Annotated in this window: 23 protein-coding genes and 1 riboswitch; of the genes, 13 read left to right on the top strand and 10 right to left on the bottom strand. The window is 59.9% G+C overall.

The genetic code is table 11. From position 1 onward, the window contains the following. The first annotated feature begins 230 nt into the window (after positions 1-230). Positions 231-2021 carry a heparinase II/III domain-containing protein gene (locus J2046_RS16800; RefSeq protein ID WP_210053694.1) on the top strand — a complete coding sequence of 597 codons (1791 nt, stop codon included), beginning with the start codon at positions 231-233 and terminating at the stop codon, positions 2019-2021. Between the two features lie 10 nt (positions 2022-2031). Continuing rightward, positions 2032-2820, top strand: coding sequence for a carbohydrate-binding protein (locus J2046_RS16805; RefSeq protein WP_210053697.1), 789 nt, complete (start codon positions 2032-2034; stop codon positions 2818-2820). Between the two features lie 46 nt (positions 2821-2866). On the opposite strand, the gene J2046_RS16810 is transcribed toward J2046_RS16805, so the two are convergent. The 4 genes from J2046_RS16810 to J2046_RS16825 form a co-directional block, all read right to left on the bottom strand. Next, the gene (locus J2046_RS16810; protein WP_210053699.1) at positions 2867-3625 is read right to left on the bottom strand and encodes a FadR/GntR family transcriptional regulator; all 759 of its coding nucleotides are present in this window, start codon (positions 3623-3625) and stop codon (positions 2867-2869) included. Positions 3626-3987: 362 nt separating this feature from the next. Beyond that, entirely contained in the window at positions 3988-4740 is a 753-nt protein-coding gene (locus J2046_RS16815; protein ID WP_210053701.1) for an ABC transporter ATP-binding protein, read from the bottom strand. Continuing rightward, positions 4734-5804, bottom strand: a complete 1071-nt coding sequence (locus tag J2046_RS16820) for a FecCD family ABC transporter permease (protein ID WP_210053703.1) — start codon at positions 5802-5804, stop codon at positions 4734-4736. The genes J2046_RS16815 and J2046_RS16820 overlap by 7 nt, the downstream gene beginning before the upstream one ends. Positions 5805-5810: 6 nt before the next feature. Next, positions 5811-6947 carry an ABC transporter substrate-binding protein gene (locus J2046_RS16825; protein ID WP_210053706.1) on the bottom strand — a complete coding sequence of 379 codons (1137 nt, stop codon included), beginning with the start codon at positions 6945-6947 and terminating at the stop codon, positions 5811-5813. A 114-nt stretch (positions 6948-7061) separates the two neighbouring features. Between J2046_RS16825 and J2046_RS16830 the strand changes: the two genes are divergently transcribed. From J2046_RS16830 to J2046_RS16865, 8 genes are all read left to right on the top strand, one after another. Then, the gene (locus tag J2046_RS16830) at positions 7062-7847 is read left to right on the top strand and encodes a class I SAM-dependent methyltransferase (RefSeq protein ID WP_210053708.1); all 786 of its coding nucleotides are present in this window, start codon (positions 7062-7064) and stop codon (positions 7845-7847) included. Positions 7848-8044: 197 nt separating this feature from the next. Next, positions 8045-8278: riboswitch (cobalamin riboswitch) on the top strand. Positions 8279-8473: 195 nt separating this feature from the next. After that, positions 8474-9508, top strand: a complete 1035-nt coding sequence (locus J2046_RS16835) for an ABC transporter substrate-binding protein (protein WP_210053710.1) — start codon at positions 8474-8476, stop codon at positions 9506-9508. 38 nt (positions 9509-9546) lie between these two features. After that, positions 9547-10545 carry a FecCD family ABC transporter permease gene (locus J2046_RS16840; protein ID WP_210053713.1) on the top strand — a complete coding sequence of 333 codons (999 nt, stop codon included), beginning with the start codon at positions 9547-9549 and terminating at the stop codon, positions 10543-10545. After that, on the top strand, positions 10542-11372 hold the full coding sequence (locus J2046_RS16845; protein ID WP_210053716.1) for an ABC transporter ATP-binding protein: 831 nt from the start codon (positions 10542-10544) through the stop codon (positions 11370-11372). The genes J2046_RS16840 and J2046_RS16845 overlap by 4 nt, the downstream gene beginning before the upstream one ends. A 2-nt stretch (positions 11373-11374) precedes the next feature. Then, positions 11375-12166: a class I SAM-dependent methyltransferase gene (locus J2046_RS16850; protein WP_210053717.1), complete on the top strand. Its 792-nt coding sequence runs from the start codon at positions 11375-11377 to the stop codon at positions 12164-12166. A 346-nt stretch (positions 12167-12512) separates the two neighbouring features. Further along, on the top strand, positions 12513-13778 hold the full coding sequence (locus J2046_RS16855; RefSeq protein ID WP_210053719.1) for an MFS transporter: 1266 nt from the start codon (positions 12513-12515) through the stop codon (positions 13776-13778). A 59-nt stretch (positions 13779-13837) separates the two neighbouring features. After that, on the top strand, positions 13838-14170 hold the full coding sequence (gene nirD / locus J2046_RS16860; protein WP_210053721.1) for a nitrite reductase small subunit NirD: 333 nt from the start codon (positions 13838-13840) through the stop codon (positions 14168-14170). Continuing rightward, a complete protein-coding gene (locus J2046_RS16865; RefSeq protein ID WP_210053723.1) occupies positions 14171-16825 on the top strand; it encodes a nitrate reductase in 2655 nt (884 codons plus the stop codon). It abuts the gene before it with no gap. A gap of 76 nt (positions 16826-16901) precedes the next feature. Here J2046_RS16865 and J2046_RS16870 read toward each other — a convergent pair whose 3' ends face one another. The 6 genes from J2046_RS16870 to J2046_RS16895 all read right to left on the bottom strand — a co-directional run bounded on the left by J2046_RS16870 (position 16902) and on the right by J2046_RS16895 (position 22698). After that, positions 16902-17954, bottom strand: a complete 1053-nt coding sequence (locus tag J2046_RS16870; RefSeq protein WP_210053725.1) for an ABC transporter ATP-binding protein — start codon at positions 17952-17954, stop codon at positions 16902-16904. A gap of 13 nt (positions 17955-17967) precedes the next feature. Continuing rightward, positions 17968-18810, bottom strand: a complete 843-nt coding sequence (locus J2046_RS16875) for a carbohydrate ABC transporter permease (RefSeq protein ID WP_210053728.1) — start codon at positions 18808-18810, stop codon at positions 17968-17970. Next, positions 18807-19736 carry a carbohydrate ABC transporter permease gene (locus J2046_RS16880; RefSeq protein ID WP_210053730.1) on the bottom strand — a complete coding sequence of 310 codons (930 nt, stop codon included), beginning with the start codon at positions 19734-19736 and terminating at the stop codon, positions 18807-18809. The genes J2046_RS16875 and J2046_RS16880 overlap by 4 nt, the downstream gene beginning before the upstream one ends. A gap of 11 nt (positions 19737-19747) precedes the next feature. Continuing rightward, positions 19748-20995 carry an ABC transporter substrate-binding protein gene (locus J2046_RS16885; protein WP_210053732.1) on the bottom strand — a complete coding sequence of 416 codons (1248 nt, stop codon included), beginning with the start codon at positions 20993-20995 and terminating at the stop codon, positions 19748-19750. Positions 20996-21151: 156 nt separating this feature from the next. Beyond that, entirely contained in the window at positions 21152-21943 is a 792-nt protein-coding gene (locus tag J2046_RS16890) for an SDR family NAD(P)-dependent oxidoreductase (protein ID WP_210053734.1), read from the bottom strand. Further along, entirely contained in the window at positions 21940-22698 is a 759-nt protein-coding gene (locus J2046_RS16895; protein WP_210053736.1) for a FadR/GntR family transcriptional regulator, read from the bottom strand. Before J2046_RS16895 ends, J2046_RS16890 begins: the two co-directional genes overlap by 4 nt. Before the next feature lie 142 nt (positions 22699-22840). Here J2046_RS16895 and J2046_RS16900 point away from each other — a divergent pair, with 142 nt between their 5' ends. From J2046_RS16900 to J2046_RS16910, 3 genes are read left to right on the top strand one after another with little or no spacing between them, the layout of a single operon-like run. After that, positions 22841-23986, top strand: a complete 1146-nt coding sequence (locus tag J2046_RS16900) for a mandelate racemase/muconate lactonizing enzyme family protein (RefSeq protein WP_210053737.1) — start codon at positions 22841-22843, stop codon at positions 23984-23986. A 57-nt stretch (positions 23987-24043) separates the two neighbouring features. Continuing rightward, a complete protein-coding gene (locus J2046_RS16905) occupies positions 24044-24910 on the top strand; it encodes a DUF6772 family protein (protein ID WP_210053987.1) in 867 nt (288 codons plus the stop codon). Next, positions 24910-25245, top strand: coding sequence for a hypothetical protein (locus J2046_RS16910; protein ID WP_210053739.1), 336 nt, complete (start codon positions 24910-24912; stop codon positions 25243-25245). The genes J2046_RS16905 and J2046_RS16910 overlap by 1 nt, the downstream gene beginning before the upstream one ends. The last annotated feature ends 18 nt before the right edge of the window (positions 25246-25263 follow it).

Consider the following 25263-nt stretch of genomic DNA (forward strand, 5'->3'; position numbering starts at 1 on the left):
CCCGGCTGACCGCCTGCGACATGAAAGCCGCCAGGCACGACGCGCAATTCCGTTGTTGCCTACGGGCGCATCCTCGCGCTCCTCCTCGCCTACCGCTGCACCACATAGCATATCTTCCACATTGGTCAAACAAGTTATGAATAAATCATATGAATTTGGTGGCGACGGGAAAATACGTATGATAGGTGGGAGGTGCGATCTGAAACTGGCTGCGCTTTGGGAGGAGACACATGTTCAGCGAGGTGGCGGGGAAGCTGCCAGGCAGTCTGGCCGGTTTCTGCCCCGGTGTTCCTTTCTCGGACCGCGCTGCCTGGACTGCTGTGCCCGCTCCCCTTCGCGCCGTGATTCTCCAGGATGCCGAAGAAACGCTCAAGCGGCCATGGTCGCTTATCCTGGCATCCGACTACCGGGAATACGGTGAAACGGGCAATCGGTCCCGTTTCGAGGAGCTTTACTTCAGCCGGCGCCGCATGTTGAACAACCTCGTTCTCGGGGAGTTGGTCGAGGGCAGGAAACGCTTCCTCCCGGCCATCGTCGACGGCATTTTCCTGATTGCCGAGGAAAGCGGCTGGCAGTTGCCGGCACACAATTCCTATGAGAGGGGTGGCCCGCGTTCTGCTCTCCCTGACACCGCCCGGCCCGTCATCGATCTATTTGCAGCGGAAACCGCAGCGTTGCTTGCCACTGTCGTGGCACTGATGCGGGACGAACTGGATGCGGTGAGCCCCGAGATCGCCGCCCATATCGAACGGGAGATCGGAGTTCGCATCTTTGAACCTTACTTGGTCAGGCATTTCTGGTGGATGGGCCGCGGCAGCGAGCGGATGAACAACTGGACGGCGTGGATAACCCAGAATGTCCTCCTGTCCGTCTTCTGCCTTCGCACCGAACAGCAACTGCGCCGGAAAGTCGTCGAAAAGGCTCTCGGCAGCCTCGATGCTTTTTTGAAGGATTATGCCGAGGACGGTGCCTGCGAGGAAGGCGTTGTCTATTACCGGCATGCCGCGCTCTGTCTGCATGGCGCGATGACCATCCTGGACGCTGCAGCGCCGGGCGTTTTCACGTCCCTCCGGAGCGAACCGAAAATCCGCAACATGGCCGAATATATTCTCAACATGCATGTTTGCGGCCGTCACTATTTCAATTTCGCGGATTCTTCTGCGGTGGTCGAGCCCTGCAGTGCGCGCGAGTATCTCTTTGGCGAGGCGGTTGGATCAGAGGCTTTGGCATCGTTTGCCGCAGCCGACAGAGTGCGCGCGGAAAACCCGCATCTGCCGCAGGAATGGAATCTTTGGTACCGGGTGCAGGAGTTGCTGACGGGACCGAAGATCTCCGCCAAACCTGATCACGTCGAGGCACGCGATATCTTCTATCCTGGCATCGAGTTGTTCATTGCACGCGACGAACATTTCGCTCTCGCAGTGAAGGGCGGCCATAACGGCGAAAGCCACAACCACAACGACGTCGGAAGCGTGACGCTCTACAAGGATGGCCGGCCATTCCTCATCGATGTCGGCGTCGAAACCTACACTGCCAAGACCTTTTCTCAGAGACGGTACGAGATATGGACGATGCAGTCGGCATATCACAACCTGCCGACCTTCGGCGGCGTCATGCAGTCTGATGGCGAAGGCTTTGCCGCGCGGGATGTGGCGACCAGTTTCGATGAGGCGGAAGCGCGCATTTCCCTCGATATCGCCGGCGCCTATCCGCCCGAGGCGCAGGTCCGTAGCTATCGGCGCGTCGTCTCACTCCTTCGGGGTCGCCACGTGGAAATTTCCGACATCTACGAAGGGGATGTGCCGGCCGTTCTGTCGCTCATGATCTGCTTCGAGCCATCAGTCGTGGCGGGGGTGATCGAAGTGCCGCCCTTCGGCCGGATCGAGTTGCAGGGCGCCGGCAGAGTGGAAGTGGAGCCCATCGAGATAGAGGATGAACGGCTGAGGGAATCCTGGCCCGCCAGGATCTACCGGCTGCTTATTCCTCTTGCCGAGAAAAAACTGACACTACGGATCGTCTGAGGAGGACGGGATGGAATTGACGTTGAAGGTCCTTGGCCTCAATGGGACCGTCCTGGCAAGTGCGACAGGAAAGGACGAAGTCTTTCTCGTTTACCGCCAGGACTACCAGGAAGGTGATCAGATCGTTGTCATGGCATCGGAACCGGGACATGTCGTTCTCGCGCTTGACGACACGATCGGCTCTGCTGCAGCCTACCTCAAAGGTCCCAGCTATTCTCTCAAGGTCCCTTTCGGCGACAAGCGTGCCTGCTATTCCCCCCGTGCATTTCAGGGCGATATTCACCGGCTCCATGTGCGCAAGGCCCGGCCGGACGAGATCGCCTCACGGAGGAACCTGGCTCTCAATCCATGGGATGATCATGCCAATACAACGCTGTTCCCGCATGCGAAAGCCAATGCGGAGACGCGCGGCGAAGCGGTGTTTGCCGCGCGCAATGTGATCGATGGCGAGAAGGCCAACGACCATCACGGTTTCTGGCCCTACACGAGCTGGGGTATCAACAGAAATCCGGAAGCGACACTCACGGTGGGGTTCGGTCGCCCGGTTTGGATCGACGAACTCGTCTTCTATCTGCGGGCGGATTTCCCGCATGACTCATGGTGGAAAAAGGCAAGCATCACCTTTTCGAACGGCGAAACCACTTGCTTTCCATTGGCTAAGTCAGGGGCAGCTCAATCCTTTTCGGTAAGGCCCAGGACTGTCGAATGGATTCGCTTGCACAGCCTCGTCAAGGCCGAAGATCCTTCATTCTTTCCGGCGTTGACACAGATCGAAGTGTGGGGAAGAGACGTTGCCTAGGGCCGGGTATGGGTGGCGACGATCACCCATGTAGGGTGCTGGCGACCTAGCCCGGAAATGTTCGGAAGTCCTTGAGCAAGTCTCGATATCGGATCTGACTGCCTCTCAAATGATCGCGCATGGCGTTGCGTGCGGCTTCCTCGTCCCGATCGGAGATCGCCACGACGATTGCCTCATGCTCCTTGTGGATCATTTTTCGATAAGCGGTTTGTTCGGCCGCCCGCGACTCGTTGACAATCTTTGATTGGGGAATGACCGCGGAGCCGTGGAACTCGAGATGCTGCTTGAAAAGCGGGTTATTGGTGGCCTCGGCAATGGCGAAGTGGAGGGCGAGATCCGCTTCGCGGATCGATTCATCATTCTCGATGCATTTGAGAATTTTCCGATGACACTCGAAAATCGTCTCCTCCTGCGCCGGCGACCGGCGCAGCGCCGCAAGGCCTGCTGCTTCGATCTCGAGCGGCGCGCGGACTTCGAGGACTTCCAGATCGGAGGATACGCGCGCCTTGTCGACTCGTCGTCCGGAAAGCGATGGATACGCGTCGGTGCCGAGAACAAATATCCCGGCTCCCTGGCGCACTTCGACAAGCCCATCGGAACGAAGTGCCGCTACCGCTTCCCGGATCACGGTGCGGCTGACACCGTGCGTCTCGGTCAGTTCGATTTCGCTCGGAAGCTTGTCGCCGGGAGAGTATTGACCGCTCAAGATAGCCTGCCGAAGGCTTTCTCCGACTTGTGAGACCAGCGATCCGGGACCCCTGCCGCGATCCTTTATGTGTACTGCCACGCCTTGATCCCTTTGCATTGGCTATCGGAGCACCACCTCGATGTGCAATCGATTCATCAGACATGTATGACAAATAAAGCTCCGTTTCAATGGACGAGTCGACGGCGAATATCTCTCCCCGACCAGTTGTCGTTATCGGACGGAAGAATCTAATGCCGCTGCTCGTGTCCAGAGCGGTTCACGGCTCAAAAAGATAAGTTGATGCTTGAGGTCGATCAGGCCCAAGCGACCGGTCTCTTCAAGTGACCTGATCCCCTGCTAGATTAATATGATGATCTTTGCGGCCTGCTCGTCATCGTGCGGCCTTCTTCGCGACACGGTCACTCACGCGCCCATCATTAGCATCGGGCAGTCGCGAGGGTAAGCCAAGCCTTCAGTCGTCAGTGTGCGGTTCCATCCACGATGACGTGGTCATGATCCAGTGAGCATTTCTCAATGCGCGCATGAATCTTGTAGACCTCGCGCAACATTTCGGCGGTGACCACGTCGCGAGGCTTGCCGCAGGCGCGCATGCGGCCATTGGCGATGACCAGCACCTTGTCGGCAAAGCGGAGAGCCTGATTGAGGTCGTGGATAGCGATCAGGACGATCATACCCTTGGTGCGCGCCTGGCGTTGCATGAAGTCGAGCACCTCGACCTGGCGATGGAGGTCGAGCGCGCTGGTCGGTTCGTCCATCAGCATGATTTCCGGTTCCCGGATCAACGCCTGGGCTATGGAGACGAGCTGCCTTTGGCCACCGGAAAGTGCGCCAAGGTCTCGGAAGGCGATCGAGGTGATATTCAGCGCCTTCATGATTTCGTCGATGAAACGCAGATCGCCGTCACTGACGGCCCAGGTCTGGCCCTGCTTGCGGGCCAGCAGGATAGATTCATACACGGTTAGAACGGCGTTGGCGGAAGTATCCTGAGGCATGTAGCCGATGGCATTCCCTCTCCTGGCTCCGTCGATCACAACACTGCCAGGCCCCTTCAGTATGCCGGTGATCCGCTTGAAGAGCGTTGACTTGCCGGCCGCGTTCGGACCGATCACCGCGATCATTTCACCGGATTTCATCATCGGTGTCGTCACGCCTTCGACGAAGAGCTTGCGACCGTGGTAAGCGCCGACCGATTGCAACTGCAACGCTACCATGAACGGCTCCTGTTGGAGAGGATGAGCGAGAAGAAGAAAGGTACCCCAACCAGCGCGGTGATGATGCCGATGGGAAAAACCACGCCTGGAATGATCGATTTCGACACGATTGATGTCAGCGAGAGCAGGAGTGCGCCGGAGAGGATTGAGCCCGGCAGGAAGAAGCGCTGATCCTCGCCGAGAATCATGCGGGCGATATGCGGTCCGACGAGGCCCACGAAGCCGATCGTGCCGACGAAACTCACCGGTACAGCGGCCAGCAGCGAGATGATCAGCATGGTCTCCAGCCGGATGCGGCGGACGTTCACCCCGAAGCTGGCGGCTTTGTCTTCGCCGAGGCGGATAGCTGTCAGAGCCCAGGCATTGCGCGCAAACAGCGGCAGGGCGATCAGAAGGACGGCAAGCGTGACCCAGATCTTCGGCCAGGTCGCCTTGGTGAGACTTCCCATCGTCCAGAAGACGACCGCCGACAAAGCCTGCTCGGAGGCGAGATACTGCAGGAAGGCGAGCAGGGCGTTGAAAGTGAAAACCAAGGCAATGCCGAGCAGGACGACCGTCTGAACCGAAACGCCGCGGGCTTGTGAGATGAAATGGATGAAAAGCGTGGCAATCAGCGCCATGATGAAGGCGTTGACAGGCACGAGCATGCCGGCCGCAACCGGCAGGAGCGAGACGCTAGTGACGATCGCAAGCGCGGCACCGAAGCTCGCGGCGGCCGAAATGCCGAGCGTGAAGGGGCTCGCAAGCGGGTTGGCCAAGATCGTCTGCATTTGAGCCCCTGCAACGGAAAGAGCGGCGCCGACCACGATTGCCATGATGGCGACCGGCATGCGGATATCCCATACGACGGCCCGGACCTGCGGCGAGACAGAGGACGGATCGAGAAGTGCAGCGACGACTTCACCGAGGCCGTAGCGGGCCGGCCCCCAGGCGAGATCGACGGCAAATGACAGGCAAAGTGCACCGGTCATCACCGCAAGGATTGTCAGCTTGCGCCGGGCGAGGGCGCGATAGCGCTCCCGCCCGGCGTTGACTTCAATCGACGGAGCTGCGACCTCGGCCATCGGCGCTTACCGACCCTCTTTCGCGCTGACCCAATAACCCGGCTGATAAGCGACCGGCAGGAACTTCTCGTGGAACTCCTTGAAGGTGGCGTCCGGATCGAGATCGGCGAAAAGGTCCGGGTGGAACCACTTGGCCATCTGCTGCACGGCGACGAACTGATAAGGGCTCGTATAAAATTGATGCCAGATCGCATGAACATTGCCATTGGCGACGGCTTTCGAACCGGTGAAAGCAGGGTTTTCCATCAGCGCATTCAGTGCCTTGCGGCTATCGTTGAAGGTGGACGCGGCGCTCGGGCCAACGTTCACATAGTCCTTGGCATTTTTCGTCTGGCTCCAATTGGATCCCGTGACGACAACGATATCCGGATTGGAAGCAACAACCTGTTCGGCATTGATGGAGCCTGTATAGCCAGGCAGGAAATCGGAGCCGAGATTGTGGCCGCCGGCCCAATCCACCATCAGGCCGAAATTGTCCGGGCCGAACGTGCCGCAGCACTCCACGAGTCCGGCAGCGCGGTACATGAAGACGTTCGGTTTCGGCGGATAGGCCGCCTTGAGCTTGTCAGTGACGCGCGCCATCTGCTCCTTCCAGTAGACGGCGATGGCTTCGGCACGGTCCTCGTGGCCAAGAATCTTGCCGAGAATCTTCAGACTCGGTTCCGTGTTGTCGAGAATGTGTTCGCGGAAGTCGATATAGACGATCTTCACGCCGATGCCGTTCAGCATATCCTCAAGTTTGACTTCGTCGGCGGCCTGCTTGTTGCCAATCGGGAGCAGCACGACATCGGGATTGAGCTTGACGACCGTCTCAGTCTGTAGCGTGCCATCCGTCAGGTTGCCGAGGAAGGGAAGTTCCTTGCCCTTAGGGAACTTCGTGACATAGGTGTTGAAGCCGTCCTTGTCGGTCGTCCACAGGTCGTTACGCCAGCCGACCACCTTTGCGAAGGGATCTTCCTTTTCGATCGGCGCCACGGCGTAGAGCATGCGGCCCTCACCCAGGATGACGCGCTCGACCGGCTTGTCAAAGGCTACTTCGCGGCCAGCCACGTCCTTCACCGTGAAGGATTGCGCCATGGCAGGCAAGGCCAGAAGGCCTCCAAGCACAACCGCAGTTGCTGCCGACAATTTCATGAAATCCATATGGAAACTCTCCCGACGCCCGATAATGTCCACAGGCATAAGAAATGTGACTTTCGGAATCAAGTTTTATGTTTTAGAGCTTTTCCAAAGTTTTGAAGTGCAGGGGTGGCTGTGATGAACCTGATGAACACCAATTACTCTATCCGTGACGAGATTCGTGACTTCTGGTCGGAAAGAGCCGCAACGTTCGACGAGAGCGTCGGCCATGAAATCTTCTCCGAGGGCGAGCGGAAGGGCTGGCAGCGGTTGATCAGGAAGCATCTGGGCGAGGGAGAAGGCCGGGCGGCACTCGATCTCGCCTGCGGCACGGCGGTCATCTCGCACCTGATGAACGATGTTGGCTTCAGGGTGACGGGCCTCGACTGGTCGGATGCGATGCTGGCGCAGGCGCGCGCCAAGGCGAAGACACGAGGCGCCGATATCCGTTTCGTCTCTGGCGACGCGGAAAACACGATGGAGCCGAAGGAGAGCTACGACGCTATCACCAACCGCCACCTTGTCTGGACGCTGGTCGATCCGCCTGCGGCTTTCCGCGAATGGTTCTCCGTCCTGAAGCCAGGGGGAAAGGTCCTGATCGTCGACGGAAACATGGGCAAGGAAACCTGGGTCAAGAGCCTTCAGACGTTCTGGGCGAAAATGACAGGCAAGCAGCTTGCGAGCCACATGGCGCCAGAGATGATGGCACGGCATCAAAGCATCCGATCACGGGTCTACTTCTCCGACCGAATGCCGGCGGAAGCGATTGTGGATTTGCTGCGTCAAGCCGGTTTCGAAAACATCGTCGTCGACCGCAAGCTGTTCGACATCCACTGGGCGCAAGCCCGCAAGATGCCCTTCCTGCGCGGCCTCGAGCGCATGGTGCAGGATCGGTATGCGATCTGTGCGACCAAGCCAAATTAGCCTTCCCTCCTGATATTTCATCGGCATTTTGCTGCACTCCGACTCTGAAACAAAAAAGACGGCTGAGATTGAAAGCCGCTGGACACGTGCGCATCCTTTGCTTATGTAATGATATTACATTACGTTAAATGCCAATATCGGGAGAGGCCAATGGCTCGCTTACAATCATTCGCCACTTGACGGCGATCTCGAGTGGTCTTTATCTGGCGAGTGACGGTTCCCGGAGTTCAATGCGAAGGGATGAAATGGGAACACGGTGCGGAGACCCGAAGGGGATCCAAGACCGTGGCTGCCCCCGCAACTGTAAGCGGATTGCCGTCCATCCTCGTGGCGCTGAAGGGTGCCATGCCACTGCGTCAGTCCGGCGCGGGAAGGCAGATGGACGACAGATATCCGCAAGCCAGGAGACCTGCCGTCGAATATCGATCCATCGTCACGGGCGGGGATGCCCGGAACAGGAGCAGGACATGACTATCATCCGCGCCTTTTGGCGTTCTGGCACTTCGTATTCCCCAAATCTCGACGACTATTCAGCTGATCGGGCTGCCTAACGGGCATTCTGAGCCTCACCACCGTCCGGCACGCGGGCTTGCCGCCGGCGTTCACGTCACATTTCGGGGAACACGATGAATATCTTTCTGAAACGGCCGCTGCATGTTGGCCTGGGCGCCTTCTCCTTGATCGCCTCCGGCCTGTTCCACAGCGCCGCTGCGGCGGAAACCAGCTATCCTCTCACGCTCGAAAATTGCGGCCGGCAGGTCACCTTCGGGAAGGCGCCGTCGCGTACGGTCTCGATCGGTCAGAGCAGCACCGAAATCCTTTATCTCCTGGGGCTGGCGAACAGGGTGGTCGGTACGGCGCTTTGGGTCGGCCCGGTCCTCAAAGGCTACGAGGATGTGAATACGAAGATCGAACGGCTTGCAGACAACGAGCCTAGCTTTGAAAGCGTGCTTGGCAAGAAACCGGACATCGTTGCCGTTCAGTTCCAGTGGCAGGTCGGACCCGAGGGCGTGGTCGCCAAGCCGGAGCAGTTCGACGAACTTGGCATTCCGGTCTATACGTCGCCATCCGATTGCATCGGCAAGGAAAATTCTGCCGCCAGCGACGGCGTCCGCCATCAGGTCTTCACCATGGAACTCGTCTATCGAGAAGTCCGCGATCTCGCTAAGATCTACAACGTCCAGGACAAGGGCGAAGAGGTCGTGGCGGACCTGAAGCGGCGCGAGGATGCCGCCCGGGCCAAGGTCGCCCCGGCGGAAGGCAAGCTGTCCGCCGTCTTCTGGTTCTCGAGCGCCCAGCAGGATTCTGATCCCTATATGGCGGGCAAGAACGGCGCGCCGGGCTATATCATGTCGGCTCTCGGCATCGAGAACATCATAAAGACCGATGACGAATGGCCGACGATCGGCTGGGAAACCATCGCCAAGGCCAATCCGACCATGATCGTCGCGGGCGCCATGGAGCGGCGGCGTTATCCGCTGGACAGTATCGAGGCCAAGCACAGGTTCCTTGAGACGGATCCCGTTGCAAGCCTGATGCCGGCCGTGAAGAACGGTCATGTCTTCGACATGGATGCACAGGCGATGAACCCGACGATCCGCACCATCGAAGGCATCGAGGCGTTGGCCGATGCCATCGCCGCTGCCGGCCTTGCAAAGTGACCCTCCAAGTGGGCCGGGCGATATCCTCAATCGGACGAATGGGCGCGGTTTTCCTTGCGCTTGTCGTCCTTGTCGCCGCGCTTTGGCTGGGCGCGGCGATCGGTGAGACAGCGATACCGCTCGAGGTGGTCGCCAAGACGGTCGCCAACCGGCTATGGGATGCAGGTTATCCGCTGGAACCGATCGACGAAGGCATTGTCTGGAGCTATCGGTTAAGCCGCGCCGTAGTCGCGGCCTGCTGCGGCGCCTCACTCGCTTTATCCGGCGTCGTGCTGCAATCGCTGCTGCGCAATCCGCTGGCCGATCCTTATATCCTTGGCATATCGGCCGGGGCTTCCACCGGTGCTGTCGGCGTGGCGATCCTGGGACTTGGTGCGGGCCTCCTGACGCTGCCGATGGGAGCCTTCCTTGGTGCCCTCGTCGCCTTCGCGCTTGTCAGCCTTTTGGCCGCCAAGGCGGGCAAGGGTACGGCCGCCATCATCCTTGCCGGCGTCGCGGGTTCGCAGCTCTTCAACGCGCTCACCTCCTTTATCGTCACCAAGGCGGCGACCGCCGAGCAGGCGCGCGGCATCATGTTCTGGCTGCTCGGCAATCTTTCCGGCGTCCGTTGGCCGGATGCCTGGCTCGCCATTCCTGCGGCTCTATTCGGCCTTGCGGTCTGCCTCTGGCATGCCCGGTCGCTTGATGCCTTCACCTTCGGCGCAGAATCGGCCGCTTCGCTCGGCATTTCGGTTCGCCGGACCTATCTCACGCTGGTCGGCATATCCGCGATGATGACGGCGGTCATGGTCTCCATCGTAGGGTCGATCGGCTTCGTCGGACTGGTCATCCCGCATGCGGCGCGCATGCTGGTCGGCATCCGCCATGGCGTGCTCCTGCCGGCGGCAGCGCTGATCGGCGCCGCCTTCATGATTGTGGCGGATATCCTGTCGCGCATTTTGATTCCGGGCCAGGTTCTGCCAATCGGCGTGATCACCGCGCTCATCGGAGCGCCGGCCTTCGCCTTGATTCTTGGACAGAGGAGAGGCCGCGCATGATGCTTTCGGCCAGGAATGTTTCATGGGCAGCCGGAGGCGCCGAAATCCTGCGCGATGTCTCGCTTGACGTGCGGTCAGGCGAATTTCTCGGCATCATCGGCCCGAACGGTTCGGGAAAGACGAGCCTGATGGCGTTGCTTGCCGGCATCCGCAAGCCGAAGTCGGGCGAAGTCCTGCTGGACGGCGTGCCGATCGGCACGCTCGGGCGGCGCGAGGTTGCCCGCCGGTTGGCACTAGTGGAGCAGCAGGCGGAGACCGGCGAGCGGATTACTGCCCGGCAGGCGGTCGAACTTGGACGCACGCCCTATCTAGAACCGCTGTCGCCCTGGTCGCCGGAGGACGACGCGATCGTAGAGGCGGCGCTTCAAAACGTCGATATGGTCCACCTGTCCAGCCGGTTGTGGCACACGCTTTCCGGCGGCGAACGCCAGCGCCTGCATATCGGCCGCGCGCTCGCACAACATCCGCGAATCTTGCTTCTCGATGAGCCCACCAACCATCTCGACATCGGCCACCAGATCGGCTTGCTCGATCTGGTGCGTCGGCAAGGTTTGACTGTGGCGGCGGCTCTGCACGATCTCAATCATGCGGCCATGTTCTGCGACCGCCTTGCCGTCATGCAGGGCGGGCAACTGGTGGCGCTCGGCACACCGAGCGATGTGCTGACGGTCGAATGCATTCGGGAGGTCTTCGGCGTGGAGGCGGAGATCGATCAGGGAAACGATGGCAGCTGCTTCATCCGCTACATAGCCATGGGTTCGCCCCATACGGCACCATCATTCGGGAAAGATGCACGCCTGAAGTCGATTGCACATAGGGTATCGTGAGCATGGACGGACGCAACCACCACCTCAAGGAGGATATCCGCGAACATTGGTCCAAGCGGTCGGAAACCTTCGATCTCGCCTTTGGTCATCGCATTCCGCCCGGGCCGGAACTTGAGGCCTGGGCCGCCGCAGTCCGTCGGAGCCTCGGCAACGAACCGCTCAAGGTGCTTGAACTTGCCTGCGGCACCGGCGAGGTGACCAATGTGCTCCTCTCCCTCGGGCACGAGGTCACGGCCCTCGATTTTTCCGAAGCAATGCTGAATGTCGCGCGGCGCAAGCATGCGGGGCGGAAACGGGTACGGTTCATCCTTGCCGATGCGGAGCAGACGATGGAGCCGGACGCAAGCTATGGCGCCGTCGTCTGCCGTCATCTCGTCTGGACGCTGACGGAACCCGAACAGGCCCTTGCCGATTGGTGTCGGGTCCTGAAGCCGGGAGGGAAACTTCTGATCTTCGACGGCGATTGGGCAAGGCCGACGCCCGTTGGGAAATTCGCGTCTTACGCCATCGGTCTCATCGACAGGCTGAGCGGAATCGATCCGCATTATGATGGCGCCATGAGTGACCAGCACCAGAACATCATGGCCTCGCTGCCGTTCGGTGAGGGCCTCACCGTGGAGAGGCTCCAGCCGCTGGTCGAAGCGGCGGGCTTTGAGGACATAGAGATTTCCTCCCATCGACCGATCGCCGCAGCGCAGCGCAAGACCACCAATTTGAGAAACCGATTGAGAACGCTGCTTTACCGGCGCTTCATTCTCTCCTGCCGGCGGCCGAGCTTCAGCAGGAGCGAGTGAAGGCACAGGGTCGTCCCCGCGGTGCCGAACATGGGTTGAGTTCGTGCCTATTTTAGGCGCACTGCACAATTTTTGGCGCCTATGTGATTGATGTTTGGCAGATGCGAGCACGACTTGAGAGCGAAATAACGGATTTAATTACCTTTTCGTATTTGGCACAGCTCTTGCATCTAAACTAGTGAGGCCAACGGGCCGCATTTTTTGGCGTCCAACGACGGGCGCCCCAGGCAAAGCCGCTGATCAGGATATCTCGCACACCTTTGGTGTTCGCGTACCTGGCCAGCGGCTTTTTGTTTTTAACCTCTAGCGATGGATCGGCACGACCTTGTCGGGCCCTGGAGAAGCCATGTCTGTACTTGAGAAAACGCAGCCCATGTCCGCCGGCGAACCAGCCAAAGCATTGTGGATGTCCACGATCGCCTTCACCGTCTGTTTTGCCGTATGGACGATCTTTGCGATCATCGGGATCCGTATCAAGCAGGATCTCGGACTGAACGAAGCCCAGTTCGGATTGCTGGTCGGCACGCCGATCCTGACCGGTTCGCTCATCCGCATCCTCCTTGGCGTCTGGACCAGCCGTTACGGCGGCCGCCTCGTTTACACGCTCACCATGCTGGCCGCTGCATTGGCGACCTTCCTGCTGTCCTATGCTCAAACCTACACACAAATGCTGATTGCCGGTCTCGGTGTCGGCCTTGCCGGTGGTTCTTTCGCAGTCGGCGTCGCCTATGTCTCGCCCTTCTTCCCGGCCGAAAAGCAGGGGACGGCACTTGGCATCTTCGGCGCCGGCAATGTCGGCGCGGCCGTGACCAAATTCGCTGCACCGTTCGTGCTCATCGCATGGGGGTGGCAGGCTGTCGCGCAGATCTGGGCCGTAGGGCTGGCGTTGATGGCAATCGTCTTCTGGTTCACCACGACGGATGATCCGGCCTTCCGCCTTCGCCGCGAGCATGGTGTTGTTTCCAAGAGCCTGCTTCAGGAGTTCGCACCACTGAAGAACGCTCAGGTCTGGCGCTTCTCGCTCTACTATTTCTTCGCCTTTGGCGGCTTCGTTGCCCTGTCGTTATGGCTGCCTCGCTATCTCGTCGGCGTCTATGGCTTCAACCTTGGAGTCGCCGGCATAATCGCGGCTGCCTATTCCATTCCGGGCAGCATCTTCCGTGCCTTCGGCGGCGTGTTGTCGGACAGGAAGGGTGCGCGCAGCGTCATGTATGCGATGTTCGCGGTATCGGCCGTTGCCACGCTCATCCTTTCGCTACCGGCAGCCGGAACCGGCTCCGCACTCGGGATCACGCCGGGCGTCTTCATCGTCGTCATTTTCGTTTTGGGCTTCATGATGAGCCTCGGCAAGGCCGCCGTCTACAAGCATATTCCGGCATATTACCCGGAGAGCGTCGGCGCCGTCGGCGGTATCGTCGGCATGATGGGCGGTCTCGGCGGCTTCATTCTTCCGATTGCCTTCGGCGTGCTTAAGGACATGACCGGCCTTTGGTCCAGCTGCTTCGTGCTGCTCTTTCTGATCGTCGCAATCTCGCTCGTCTGGATGCACTTGTCGGTAAAGCAACTCGACCGTCAGGGGCTCTCCGCTCAGCCGGTGGCCGCCGCCACCTGAGGTCCCGAGATTAACAGCTCCAGCGAAGGCCCGTACCGATTACGGAGGAAGGTAGATCTATGGACTGGCATCTGATCGGCGATATTTCCGACGTTCCGCTGCGCGGTGCGCGGTGCGTGAAGACACCGCAGGGCAGGATCGCGGTGTTTCGGACGGCGGAAGACGAGGTGTTTGCGACAGACGATCGTTGTCCCCACAAGGGCGGGCCGCTCAGCCAGGGCATTGTGCATGGCAAAGCCGTCACCTGCCCGCTGCATAACTGGGTGATCTCGCTCGAAACCGGAAAGGCGCTCGGTGCTGACGAGGGGGAGGTTCGCACCATCCCCCTCAGAAACGACAACGGCAGGCTCTTCATCGCGCTTGAGACTCTGATGACGGTGGCGGCGGAATAAATGGCAACCGATGTGAAGACTACCTGTCCTTATTGCGGTGTCGGCTGCGGTGTCATCGCTTCCCTGGCGGATGACGGTGTCGTGACGGTAAGAGGCGATCCAGAGCATCCGGCCAATTTCGGCAGGCTCTGCTCCAAGGGCTCCGCGCTCGCGGAAACCATCGACCTGGACGGGCGTGTGCTTTTTCCCGAGATCGGGGGCCAGCGCGCCAATTGGGACGCGGCACTTGATCTCGTCGCGCAAAAATTCTCTGAAGCGATTGCCGAATACGGACCGGATTCAGTTGCGTTCTACGTCTCCGGCCAATTGCTGACCGAGGATTATTACATTGCCAACAAGCTGATGAAGGGTTTCATCGGTTCGGCCAATATCGATACCAATTCAAGGCTTTGCATGTCGTCTTCGGTCGCCGGCCATCGCCGCGCCTTCGGGTCCGACACAGTGCCAGGTGCTTATGAGGACCTGGAGCTTGCTGATCTTGTAATCCTCACCGGCTCGAATCTCGCCTGGTGCCATCCGGTGATCTATCAGCGATTGGGCGCAGCGAAAGCTGCACGGCCAAGCATGAAGATCGTGGTCATTGATCCGCGCCGCACCATGACCTGCGATATTGCCGACCTCCATCTTGCGATCCGGCCCGATGGCGATGTTGCGCTGTTCATGGGGCTGCTCGCCCATCTGGCGGCCAGTTCCGCGATCGATCAGAACTACATCGCCGCTCATACACAGGGTTTTGCCGAAGCCTTTGCTACTGCTTCGGCGCTCTCTTTCATCGACCTTATGGAGCGCACCGGCCTGCCATCCATGCAGATCCGCGAATTTTTCCGCCTGTTCGAAACGACGGAAAAGGTCGTCACCTGCTACAGCCAGGGCGTCAACCAGTCCTCGTCCGGCACGGACAAGGTCAATGCCATCATCAACTGTCATCTGGCGACAGGCCGCATCGGCCGGCCCGGCATGGGGCCTTTCTCGCTGACCGGGCAGCCGAACGCGATGGGTGGGCGCGAAGTGGGGGGACTCGCCAACATGCTGGCAGCCCATATGGCAATTGAGAGCGCCGAGGATCGCGATCGCGTGCAGCGCTTCTGGGCCTCTCCAACCATTGCGTCGAAGCCCGGGCTCAAGGCCATCGATATGTTCCGTGCCGTCGCCGACGGACGCGTCAAGGCGCTCTGGATCATGGCGACCAATCCAGCCGTTTCGATGCCGGATGCCGATGCGGTCGAGGCGGCAATCAAGGCCTGTCCGTTCGTCGTGGTCTCGGACATTCTGAAGGAAACCGATACTGCCCGCCATGCGCATGTGCTGCTGCCTTCGCTTGGCTGGGGCGAGAAGGACGGCACGATCACCAATTCGGAGCGGCGTATCTCCCGTCAGCGGCCGTTCCTTCCCACGCCTGGCGAAGCGAAGGCTGATTGGTGGCAGGTAGCAGAAGTCGGACGTCGAATGGGTTTTGCCGGCTTTGATTTCCATTCGCCGGCCGACATCTTTGCCGAGCATGCGGCGCTCTCGGCGTTCGAGAACGATGGCGGCCGTGATTTCGATATCGGTGCCTATGTCGGAATCGATCGTCCCGCCTATGACGCCATCGCCCCTTTTCAGTGGCCGCGGTCTGCTGGCATGAAACCTGGCGTGACCCGTTTCTTTGCAGACGGCGGATTCTATCACTCCGATCGCATCGCGCGGTTCATAGCCGTGCAGGCCCCTGCCACCAGTCGCACCAATGAGCAATACCCGTTGACACTGAACACCGGCCGCATCCGCGACCATTGGCACACGATGACGCGAACCGGCAAAAGCGCTCGGCTTGGCAGCCACATCGCCGAGCCCTTCGCGGAAATCCATCCGGCGGACGCGATGGAACTGGGCATTCGGGATGCCGGTCTGGTCGAACTCGAAAGTCCGTATGGCAAGGCGATGGTCCGGACCCTGGTGACCGAACGGCAGGCGCGCGGAAATGTCTTCGTGCCGATGCACTGGAACGACCAGTTCGCTGCCAAGGCCCGTATCGATGCGCTGGTCGCACCCGTTACCGACCCCTTCTCCGGTCAGCCGGCCTCCAAGAACGTCGCAATTGCTGTCCGCCCCTTCAAGGCTGCATTCTATGGTTTCGCGATTTCCGTCAGTAGGCCAGTTGTTTCGCAGGCAGAATACTGGGCACTCGCCAAGGCGGCCGGCGGCTGGCGAATAGAGTTCGCTTTCGTGGATGCGATCGAGGACTGGGTGGGCTGGTGCCGTACCGCGTTTGGCATCCCTGACGAGATCGAACCGCTGGGTTATGCCGATGCTCAGTCCGGGGATCTCCGGCTTGCCTTCTTCGAGGGCGAAAGTCTGATTGCCGCGCTTTTTCTCGCACGCGAGCCGGTTGCAGTCGCGCGCAACTGGGCGGTTGATCAACTTACCGCCAAGCATGTTGATCTCCGCAGGCGCTTTGCTGTCGTTGCCGGGCGCCCGGGTGCCGATCAGCCGGATCCCGGTGCGACTGTCTGTTCCTGCTTCTCGGTTGGTGTGAACCGCATCATCTCCGCCATTCGTGGCGGTTGCCACAGCGTTGATACGGTGGGGAGAGAAACCAAAGCCGGGACGAATTGCGGCTCATGCCGCGCCGAGATCAGGGGGATCATCAACGGCTGCCTTGCAGCGGCAGCGGAATGATCCGACGGGATCGTCGAGGCGATTAAGGTGTGCCGTGGATCGTGGCGCTTGCCGGGCAGGCGTTTTCCTGCGTCGGTTATTGAACTCCAACGTCGGACACCGGCTTTTCCCTGCGGCCCTGGTGATCGAAGAAATGCAGTTTTTCCGCTTGCGCCGTGAGTCCGATCTCGCTGCCGAGGGATGGTGCCATATGGTCGTCGCTGGTCACCAGGCACAGCTGTCCATCCGGCAGCGTGACATGGAGAAGCGTGATGGCACCGGTATATTCGCAGAGGCTTACTTTGCCGCGCACGATGCCGTCTTGAGCTTTGCTCACCTTCAGATGCTCGGGGCGCACACCCACGCTCTCAGCCGAAGCCGGAACAACGGCCGCGGGAGTGAGCAGCTGTGCATTGGCTGCCGGCAGCACGTTCATCTTGGGACTGCCGATAAACTGGGCGACGAACATATTGGCGGGCCTTTCATAAAGCTCACGTGGTGAGCCCACCTGCTCGATCCGCCCGTCGCGGAGCACCACGATCTTGTCAGCCAGCGTCATCGCTTCAATCTGGTCGTGAGTGACATAGATCATCGTGGTCGACAGCCGCTTGTGAAGGGCTGCGATTTCGGAGCGCATGTGCACGCGCAACTCGGCATCGAGATTGGAAAGCGGCTCGTCGAAAAGAAACACGTCCGGATTGCCGACGATAGCACGCCCGATCGCCACGCGCTGACGTTGGCCGCCGGAGAGTTCGCGCGGGTAGCGATCGAGCAGGGCGTCGAGCTTGAGCGTAGCGGCTGCCTCGTTGATGCGCCGCTGGCGCTCCCCTGCCGGTACTTTGCGCACCTTCAGGCCGAAGCCCATGTTGTCCCTGACTGTCAGATGGGGATAAAGGGCATAAGACTGAAAGACCATGGCAACACCACGCTCGGAGGGTTGGACCTCGTTCACCAGCCGGTCTCCGATCATCAGCTCCCCGTCGCTGATATGTTCGAGCCCGGAAATAAGCCGCAGGAGCGTGGATTTTCCGCAGCCGGAAGGGCCGACGAACACGACGAACTCGCCGTCATCAATCCTGAGATCGACGCCGCGGATGACGTTGACGCTGCCAAAGTGTTTTTCGATGCCTTTGAGCAAAAGACTGGTCATGGGAATAGCTTTCTCATCCCTTCACGCCGGAAAGCGCGAAACTCTCGATGATTTGTCGTTGCGCGATCAGATAGACGATCAGGATCGGCACCACTGCGAGACTGGTTGCGGCGAGTTGCAGGTTCCAAAGGGGTAAACCGTAGCTGTCGTTGAAATTGGAGAGCGCGAGCGGCAGTGTGAACATCTCCAGCGAACTCACGAAAATCAACGGCTCCAGGAACAGGTTCCAGGAGAAGAGGAAGGTGATGATCGCAACGGCCGCCAGCGCCGGGCGCGACATCGGCAGTGCGATCTGCCACCAGACGCCGAAGCGGGAAAGGCCGTCCATCTTGCCGGCTTCCTCCAGTTCCTTCGGTAGCGCGAGGAAATACTGTCGCATGAGGAACGTCGCCATCACGCCATGGGGGCCGAAGGTCGGCAATAGGATCAGCGGCCAGTGCGTGTCCATTAGACCTGCCCAGCGCATCAGGAAGAAGTTCGGGATGATCGTCACCTCTTCCGGCACCATCAGCGCGGAGATGAGGAACAGCATCAGCAACCCGGCACCCGCAAAGCGCATGCGCGCCAGCGCGTAGCCTGCGAGCGAGGCGATGACGAGGGTGAGCACCGTCACCAGGATCGCGATGTAGAGCGAATTGAAATACTGCCGCGCAAAGGGCTGATAGGTGAAGACCTCGATGAAATTCTGCCAGCGCCAGACACGCGGAATAAGCGTGGGCGCGCCGAAAATCTCAGTCACGCTTTTGAAGCCCGCCGAGACCATCCAGATAAATGGAAAGACGAAAGGGATTGCGGCAATCAGCAAGGCTATCGTCCAGCAGGCGCGATAAAGGATCTGGATCTGGCGCTGTGTCATTCCATGCCCTTTCGTCTCAGCATCACCTGCACGATGGTCAGCGCCATGACGATGACGAACATGATCATGGCAAGCGTCGAGGCATAACCGACGTTGAAGAACTTGAAACCCTGCTGGTAGATGTAGAAGGCGAGCACCAGTGTGCCGTTTTCCGGGCCACCACCCGTCATCTGATAGATGTGGTCGAACACCTTGAACGAGCCGATGGTGGTGATGACCATGATCACAAGTGTCGTCGGCGCGAGAAGCGGCCAGGTGATCATGCTGAAGATCTGCCAGCGTGAGGCACCTTCAAGACGCGCGGCCTCCTCATAATCCCGCGGAATGGCCTGCAACGCCGCAATGTAGAGGATCATGTTGAGGCCAACCATTTTGATGACGCGGGTGATGATCACTGCTGCCATCGCCCAACCGGGCTCACGCAGCCAGTTGGGTCCGGTGATGCCCACCAGAGCCAGCACCTGATTGATGAAGCCGCCTTCACCCTGCAGCAGGAATTTCCACACGATCGCCCAGGCGATCGCCGAAGTAATCACCGGTGCGAAAAACACCGTGCGGAAGAATACGACCCCGAAGAAGGGGCGCGAGAGCGCAAGCGCAAGCGTCAGGGCCAGCGCCATGTTGAGGGGCACGAGGCCGAGTGCGAAGATGACCGAATTGCGTACGACATGCCAGAAATCAGGGTTCTCCAGCAACGCATTCTCGAAGTTGCGCAGGCCGACGAATGTCGCCTGCTGGGTCAGCAGGTTCCATTCGGTCAGCGAGTAATAGACAACAGCGCACAAAGGGCCGAGGAAGAAGATAAGAAAGCCGATGAAGGACGGGCTGACAAACAGCCACGCCTCCATCATCTCCCTTGCTTTCAACGTCAGCCAGGGCTTCTGGCTAGTGCGCGTCGTCTTGAGGTTGTGAATGATATCGGTCATCTTCGGTCGTGTCAGAGCAGCGGCTGGATCGCCGAGCAGATTCCCTTGATGGCTGCGTCGACATCGGCATTCGCCTTCCACAGGGCATCGACGCGGGGCGCCATGGCGGCGAGAATCTGCGGCGACTTTTCATGAGCAGGATGCACCCGGCCATTGGCGATTGCCGCCGCGACATTCTTCATCATTTCCGGCGGAATGAGCTTGTTGCCGTTAATGAAGGCGTCGCTTTCAAGCACGCTCTTGCGTGCCGGCGGGAAGAACTGCGCCATGATGGCGACATTCTCCTTGCTGGTCATATGGGCGATGAATTCGGCAGCAATGTCCTTGTTCTTGCCTTGCGCGAAGACGACAAGACCGGCCTGGCCGATCACGGGCGATTCACCACCGGGTCCGGACGGCAGCGGTGCGATGCCCCACTTGAAGCCGGCTTCCGCCATCTTCGATGCGCGCGAGATCTGGTTCACCGTCATTGCCGAATTGCCGGAGAAATAGTCACCCTGTTCGCCGGGCGGCACGATCGACTTGTCCTTGAAGACCATGTCATGCAACTGCTTAACCGCTTTGATTGCCTCGGGCTTGTCGAAGCCGCATTCATGGTTCGACCAGATGTCGCCACCATAGGCCCTGATCGGGGGCAACAAGGCATGGGTCATGCGTGACGCATAACCTTCGCCGTCCTTGAACTCGAAACCCCATTTGCCGGGATTGGCCGCGGTCAGCTTTTTGGCGACCTCCTGGAACCTGTCCATGTTCCACTCGCCTTTTGCAGCGAGCGCCAGCGGATCTTCGAGGCCGGCTTTGTCGAACATGTCCTTGTTGTAATAGATCATGAAGGGCGAGGTGGAGAAGGGAATGCCGTATACCGTTTCGTCCTTCTGCCAGAGGCCCATTGCCGGCTGAGAGAAGTCGGCGAAATCATAGCCTTCGGTGGCTTTGAGCGTCGGACCGAGATCCATCAAGAGGTTGGCGTTCTCGAAGGCCGGCGCCGCATCCTCCATCATCCAGGCAATGTCGGGCGGATTTCCGCCGGCAACCTGGAAGGTCAGCTTCTGGGTGTAGTCGTTGACCGGCACCGTCTCGAATTTCACGTTGACATCGGGATGCTTGGCCTTGAAGCCTTCGGCGATGCCGTTGAGCATTTTGAGATGCACCTCGCTGCCGGTCCATACCGTCATGCGGAGATCCGTCGCGACGGCGGTGGACGTCATTGCGCATAATGTCAGAGCGGATGCTGCTATACCTGCTAGTGCGGCCCTCATGGTTTCCTCCCCTTTGGTCGCTGGAAATCAACCCTCATCGAGTGAATGCCTTGGCATTCCCTCCGATTGCGGGCAGTTCGCTGCGGCCTGTTTGAACAGGCCACCCTTGCGGCGAATAGATCCGCCGCGATTGTCTTCAAATCCCGCGCGCGCCGATCATCCGGACGCTCCGGGAAGAGTGCCGGGCGCATCGCCGACCGACCATCCTCCGTCGACCGGAATGTTCGCGCCCGTGATGTAGCTTGCAGCATCACTGCAGAGAAAAACGAAAGCTCCGACCAGATCCTCCGGCTGGCCCTGTCGGCCCAAGGGGATTTTGGCCGTAACCGCCTTGAGGAATTCCGGATCACTGTAGCGTTCGGCGTTGGCCTCGATTTGGATGGCGCCTGGCGAAACGACATTGAGTGTAACGCCGCGATGCCCGACGTCACGAGCAATGGCGCGCACCGCCGTCAATTGTGCCGCCTTGAGCGATGCGTAGACCACGGTTTCGGCCCGGGGCCGCGTCGCCATGATGCTGCCGGTCGCAATCACCCGGCCCCAGCCGCGTTTCGCCATTGGCGGAACAAGCTTGCCCGTGAGGGTCAGCAGCGCCGAAAAGTTGGCCGCGACATGGGCATCAATATGGGCGTCATCCACCTCCTGCCAGGGCAAGCGGCGTTCGATGGCGGCATTGGCGATCAGAATGTCGATCGGGCCGTACTGGTTGACCACATTATCTGCAAATGTCGCTATGGCCCGCTGATCGGTAAAGTCTGCCTCAAGCACCGGGGTGTCATCGCCGATCACGCGAGCTACTTCTCTTGCACCCGTTTCGTTGCCGAAATGGTGAAGGATGACGTCGGCGCCCTGCTCGAAGAGTCCGAGTGCCACAGCCCGGCCAATGCCGGAACTTGCGCCGGTCACCAGCGCGCGCCTGCCCTTCAGCGAGAAACGCGGCGATGTCATGACGCACCGCCGCCTAACTTGTCGGCAACTTCCAGTGATGCGATGTCGGCAGCGTCGAAATGAACCCGTATGCTCTGCTCGGCCAGATCGGCATCGCCGGCGGCAATCGCGTCATAGATCGCCTGGTGGCGGGCGATCGTGGCGCGCCAATCGGCATCGCTGCGGTTGGCCCGGCGCGAAAACAGTTCGGAAACCTCGCGTTGCACGGAGCGCATGCCTTCCATCTGCACGCGGATCATGGCGTTGCCTGTGGCCATGGCAAGGCCGAGGTGGAAAAGAATATCGGCCGCAGTGAAGCCGGCAGGTTCATGCAGCGATGCCCGCATGTCGATCAGCCCCTGTCGCATGGCTTCAAGGCCTTCCGGATCACGCCGCTCAGCGGCGAGCCGGGCGATGCCCGCCTCGATCACCCGGCGCATCTCGTTGGCTTCCTGCAGACGCTTCAGGCTGGAACGTACCGCATAGCCATAGATGCGATCCATCGGCTCGCCGCTGAGGGCTTTGGCGCGCGCCACCTTGCCCTGCTGGGTGAAAATCAGCCCGGCGGCCGTCAACTGGCGCAGCGCCTCGCGCGCAATTGGCTTGGAGACGCCGAATTCCCTGGCGATTTCACCTTCCGGCGGCAGAGGTTCGCCGGGCGAAATGCGACCATCGAACAGGGCGGCTGCGATCGCGTCGGACACCCCGTCCGCCAGCCGTGACGGGCTGGCTGGCTTGGATGTGAATACGGGTTTCCGTTCCGGATTGGCGGTCATCTGTTTCCTCATATTTTTAACAATAGCACAACAGTTTGTAACTTAGCAACTAGGTTTATCAGTTGCCAAGATGATAGCTGATCGCTAAAACTAGCAAAACCGCCCGAAAGCGGCGACTGAATTGTGGAGGACAATAAAGCCGATGGAGCCCACGCATCCTGCAGCCAAGGAGGCGATCCGCATAACGGATGTGATCGCCCACCCCCTGAGTCAGACGCTGCCGAAGCCGACGGTAACGTCCTGGGGCACCTACAGTCAGGTTTCGATCGTGCTGGTCGAGCTGCGAACCGATGCCGGTATCATCGGCGTCGGCGAGACGCTCGCGCGGTTCTCACCCAAGGCTTATGCGGAACTGATAGAAACCTCGCTCAAGCCTCGCCTTGTCGGGCAGGATGCACGCAACATCGGTGCATTGTGGCAATCCATGCGCCGCTCGCTCTCCGGCCGCGCCGGCGGCATGCTGATCGAAGCGATCGCGGGAATCGATATCGCGCTTTGGGACATTCTCGGAAAGGCGGCGGGCCTTCCGGTCGCCAAACTGCTCGGCGGCATGGGGCGCGAGCGAATCGATGTCTATGCCGCCGCCGTGAACTGGGTAGACGACGCCGAGGCCGACAGGGAATTGGAGCGCTATATCAACGAAGGGTTTCCGCGTATCAAGGTGAAGATAGCGAAGCCGGTGAAGGGAGCCTGCCGGCGTATCGAGCGTTTGCGCAAGCGCGCCGGCGACGATATCGGCCTCTGCGTCGATGCGAACTGGGCCTACAATCTCGATGAGGCGATCGAGGTCGGGCGGGCGCTGGCTGCCAATGGCTATTTCTGGTTCGAGGAACCCCTGGCGCCGGAAAACGAACAGGGCTACGAAGAATTGCGCAAGCGTTGCGATGTGCCGATCGCTGCCGGCGAAAGCAACTTCACCGCCGATCAGGCACAGCGGCTCGTCGCCAGCCGCACCCTTTCCGTCCTCCAGCCGGATGTCGCCCGCGCCGGCGGCATATCCGAGACGCGGCGCATGGCCGATTATGCCGGCCTGCATGATGTCGCTTATGCTCCGCACATCGGCATGTCCGGCATTATCTGCGAAACGGCAAGCGTTCATCTGGCGGCCGCACTTCCGAATTTTCGGGTCATGGAATGCGAATGCGACCTGAGTCCCTTCAAGCGCGAGCTCGCTGATCTCCACCCGGGTTGCCTGCGGCAGAAAAATGGCACGCTTGATGTTCCGAATGGCCCCGGCCTCGGCATTGAAATCAATTGGGGCGCCGTAAAGCGGCTCCGCGTGCAGTGAGGCCATGACACGATGACGACACCCTTTCACTTCCCCATGGCCAAAATGACCGAGGCAATGCGCCTGGCCATGCTCCGGGCCGATCCCGCGCTGAGCCGGTTCGACCCGCTGCCGCGCATCCTCTCCTTCGACGACTTTTCGCGCGGCCATTGCGGCTGGTCGCAGCTTGTCGGCAATTATGAGGACAGTCTCGATTCCATGCTGCCGGGCTATGCCCAGCATTCCAGCGCCATGCTCTCGACTCTGGGGCATTGGGATGCCGGCTCCCATGGCGGCATGGATTCCTCCTATGCGTTGAAAATTGCCACGAGGGCCCGGCCTGGCGCGCAGAACGTCGCGATCAAACGCCACACGTTTCGCAGGCGTGGGCCGATCCGCTTCGAGCTCTTCTTCACCTTCAAACCTGAAGCGACAGAGCTGAAACTCTCCGAGACCGATGTGCGCTCGGTCGGTTTGCTGTTCGACCTTCAATGCGGCGACCGTGACGGCGATGGTGAACGTGTCATGCCTCATCTGCGTTTTCTGAACGCGCTCGACGGCAAGCATTTGCAGAAATGGCAATACAAGCGCGAGACCACGCACCTCATGCCGATCGGTAGCGAGGACAAGACAGTCAGCCACTATCACCTTGCCCCCGGGGGATGGCTCGATCTGCCGGATGGCGAGCAACGACTCTGCTACAACGAAATTCCGACCAAAGTGAACTGGAGCTACCTGCGCTTCGACTTCGATCTCGTCTCGATGAAGGCGCTCGGTCTTCAGTGCAACGACCGCAGCTTCGATCTCTCGAACTTCGATTCGATCCGCATTCCGGCCATGAAGAACCTGTGGTGCATGCTGAATTTCTGCCTGTTCGCCGAGACAGATGTCGCCAAACGCGCCTTCCTGTATGTGGATTCTATTTGCATTTCGGGGGATTTCTGATGCTGCCCGAAAATATCACCGCCGTCGTTTCCCGCAACGAGCGCTGGAGCGGCGATGCCGCGAGCGAGCCCCATGAAGCCGGCTGGGCGCATGAAGCCGTCTTCTTTGTCCGCGCCCTTAAGGATCCGGTCGGAAAGATGCCCAAGGGCTGGGTCGAGATTTCCCCCGATGGCATGCATTGGGTGCCGGAGGGAACGGAATTCGCCATGCCTTTGCAGCGCGACGGCATCGCTGTCGCCCGCCTCAAAGGCTTCGGAAACTGGTTGCGCGTCGCCACTCGTTTCGAGGATGGCGCAGAATGTACCGTGCTGGTTACGCTGCATCTAAAAGCCTGAAACGATAAGGGGGCAGAG

The sequence above is a fragment of the Neorhizobium petrolearium genome, from assembly GCF_017873175.1.
Taxonomy (GTDB): Bacteria; Pseudomonadota; Alphaproteobacteria; order Rhizobiales; family Rhizobiaceae; genus Neorhizobium; species Neorhizobium petrolearium.

Excerpts from the sequence above, each read along its gene's own strand:
- J2046_RS16800 (WP_210053694.1), top strand. The coding sequence starts at position 231 with ATGTTCAGCGAGGTGGCGGGGAAGCTGCCAGGCAGTCTGGCCGGTTTC.
- J2046_RS16805 (WP_210053697.1), top strand. The coding sequence starts at position 2,032 with ATGGAATTGACGTTGAAGGTCCTTGGCCTCAATGGGACCGTCCTGGCA.
- J2046_RS16810 (WP_210053699.1), bottom strand. The coding sequence starts at position 3,625 with ATGCAAAGGGATCAAGGCGTGGCAGTACACATAAAGGATCGCGGCAGG.
- J2046_RS16815 (WP_210053701.1), bottom strand. The coding sequence starts at position 4,740 with ATGGTAGCGTTGCAGTTGCAATCGGTCGGCGCTTACCACGGTCGCAAG.
- J2046_RS16820 (WP_210053703.1), bottom strand. The coding sequence starts at position 5,804 with ATGGCCGAGGTCGCAGCTCCGTCGATTGAAGTCAACGCCGGGCGGGAG.
- J2046_RS16825 (WP_210053706.1), bottom strand. The coding sequence starts at position 6,947 with ATGGATTTCATGAAATTGTCGGCAGCAACTGCGGTTGTGCTTGGAGGC.
- J2046_RS16830 (WP_210053708.1), top strand. The coding sequence starts at position 7,062 with ATGAACCTGATGAACACCAATTACTCTATCCGTGACGAGATTCGTGAC.
- J2046_RS16835 (WP_210053710.1), top strand. The coding sequence starts at position 8,474 with ATGAATATCTTTCTGAAACGGCCGCTGCATGTTGGCCTGGGCGCCTTC.
- J2046_RS16840 (WP_210053713.1), top strand. The coding sequence starts at position 9,547 with ATGGGCGCGGTTTTCCTTGCGCTTGTCGTCCTTGTCGCCGCGCTTTGG.
- J2046_RS16845 (WP_210053716.1), top strand. The coding sequence starts at position 10,542 with ATGATGCTTTCGGCCAGGAATGTTTCATGGGCAGCCGGAGGCGCCGAA.
- J2046_RS16850 (WP_210053717.1), top strand. The coding sequence starts at position 11,375 with ATGGACGGACGCAACCACCACCTCAAGGAGGATATCCGCGAACATTGG.
- J2046_RS16855 (WP_210053719.1), top strand. The coding sequence starts at position 12,513 with ATGTCTGTACTTGAGAAAACGCAGCCCATGTCCGCCGGCGAACCAGCC.
- nirD (WP_210053721.1), top strand. The coding sequence starts at position 13,838 with ATGGACTGGCATCTGATCGGCGATATTTCCGACGTTCCGCTGCGCGGT.
- J2046_RS16865 (WP_210053723.1), top strand. The coding sequence starts at position 14,171 with ATGGCAACCGATGTGAAGACTACCTGTCCTTATTGCGGTGTCGGCTGC.
- J2046_RS16870 (WP_210053725.1), bottom strand. The coding sequence starts at position 17,954 with ATGACCAGTCTTTTGCTCAAAGGCATCGAAAAACACTTTGGCAGCGTC.
- J2046_RS16875 (WP_210053728.1), bottom strand. The coding sequence starts at position 18,810 with ATGACACAGCGCCAGATCCAGATCCTTTATCGCGCCTGCTGGACGATA.
- J2046_RS16880 (WP_210053730.1), bottom strand. The coding sequence starts at position 19,736 with ATGACCGATATCATTCACAACCTCAAGACGACGCGCACTAGCCAGAAG.
- J2046_RS16885 (WP_210053732.1), bottom strand. The coding sequence starts at position 20,995 with ATGAGGGCCGCACTAGCAGGTATAGCAGCATCCGCTCTGACATTATGC.
- J2046_RS16890 (WP_210053734.1), bottom strand. The coding sequence starts at position 21,943 with ATGACATCGCCGCGTTTCTCGCTGAAGGGCAGGCGCGCGCTGGTGACC.
- J2046_RS16895 (WP_210053736.1), bottom strand. The coding sequence starts at position 22,698 with ATGACCGCCAATCCGGAACGGAAACCCGTATTCACATCCAAGCCAGCC.
- J2046_RS16900 (WP_210053737.1), top strand. The coding sequence starts at position 22,841 with ATGGAGCCCACGCATCCTGCAGCCAAGGAGGCGATCCGCATAACGGAT.
- J2046_RS16905 (WP_210053987.1), top strand. The coding sequence starts at position 24,044 with ATGCGCCTGGCCATGCTCCGGGCCGATCCCGCGCTGAGCCGGTTCGAC.
- J2046_RS16910 (WP_210053739.1), top strand. The coding sequence starts at position 24,910 with ATGCTGCCCGAAAATATCACCGCCGTCGTTTCCCGCAACGAGCGCTGG.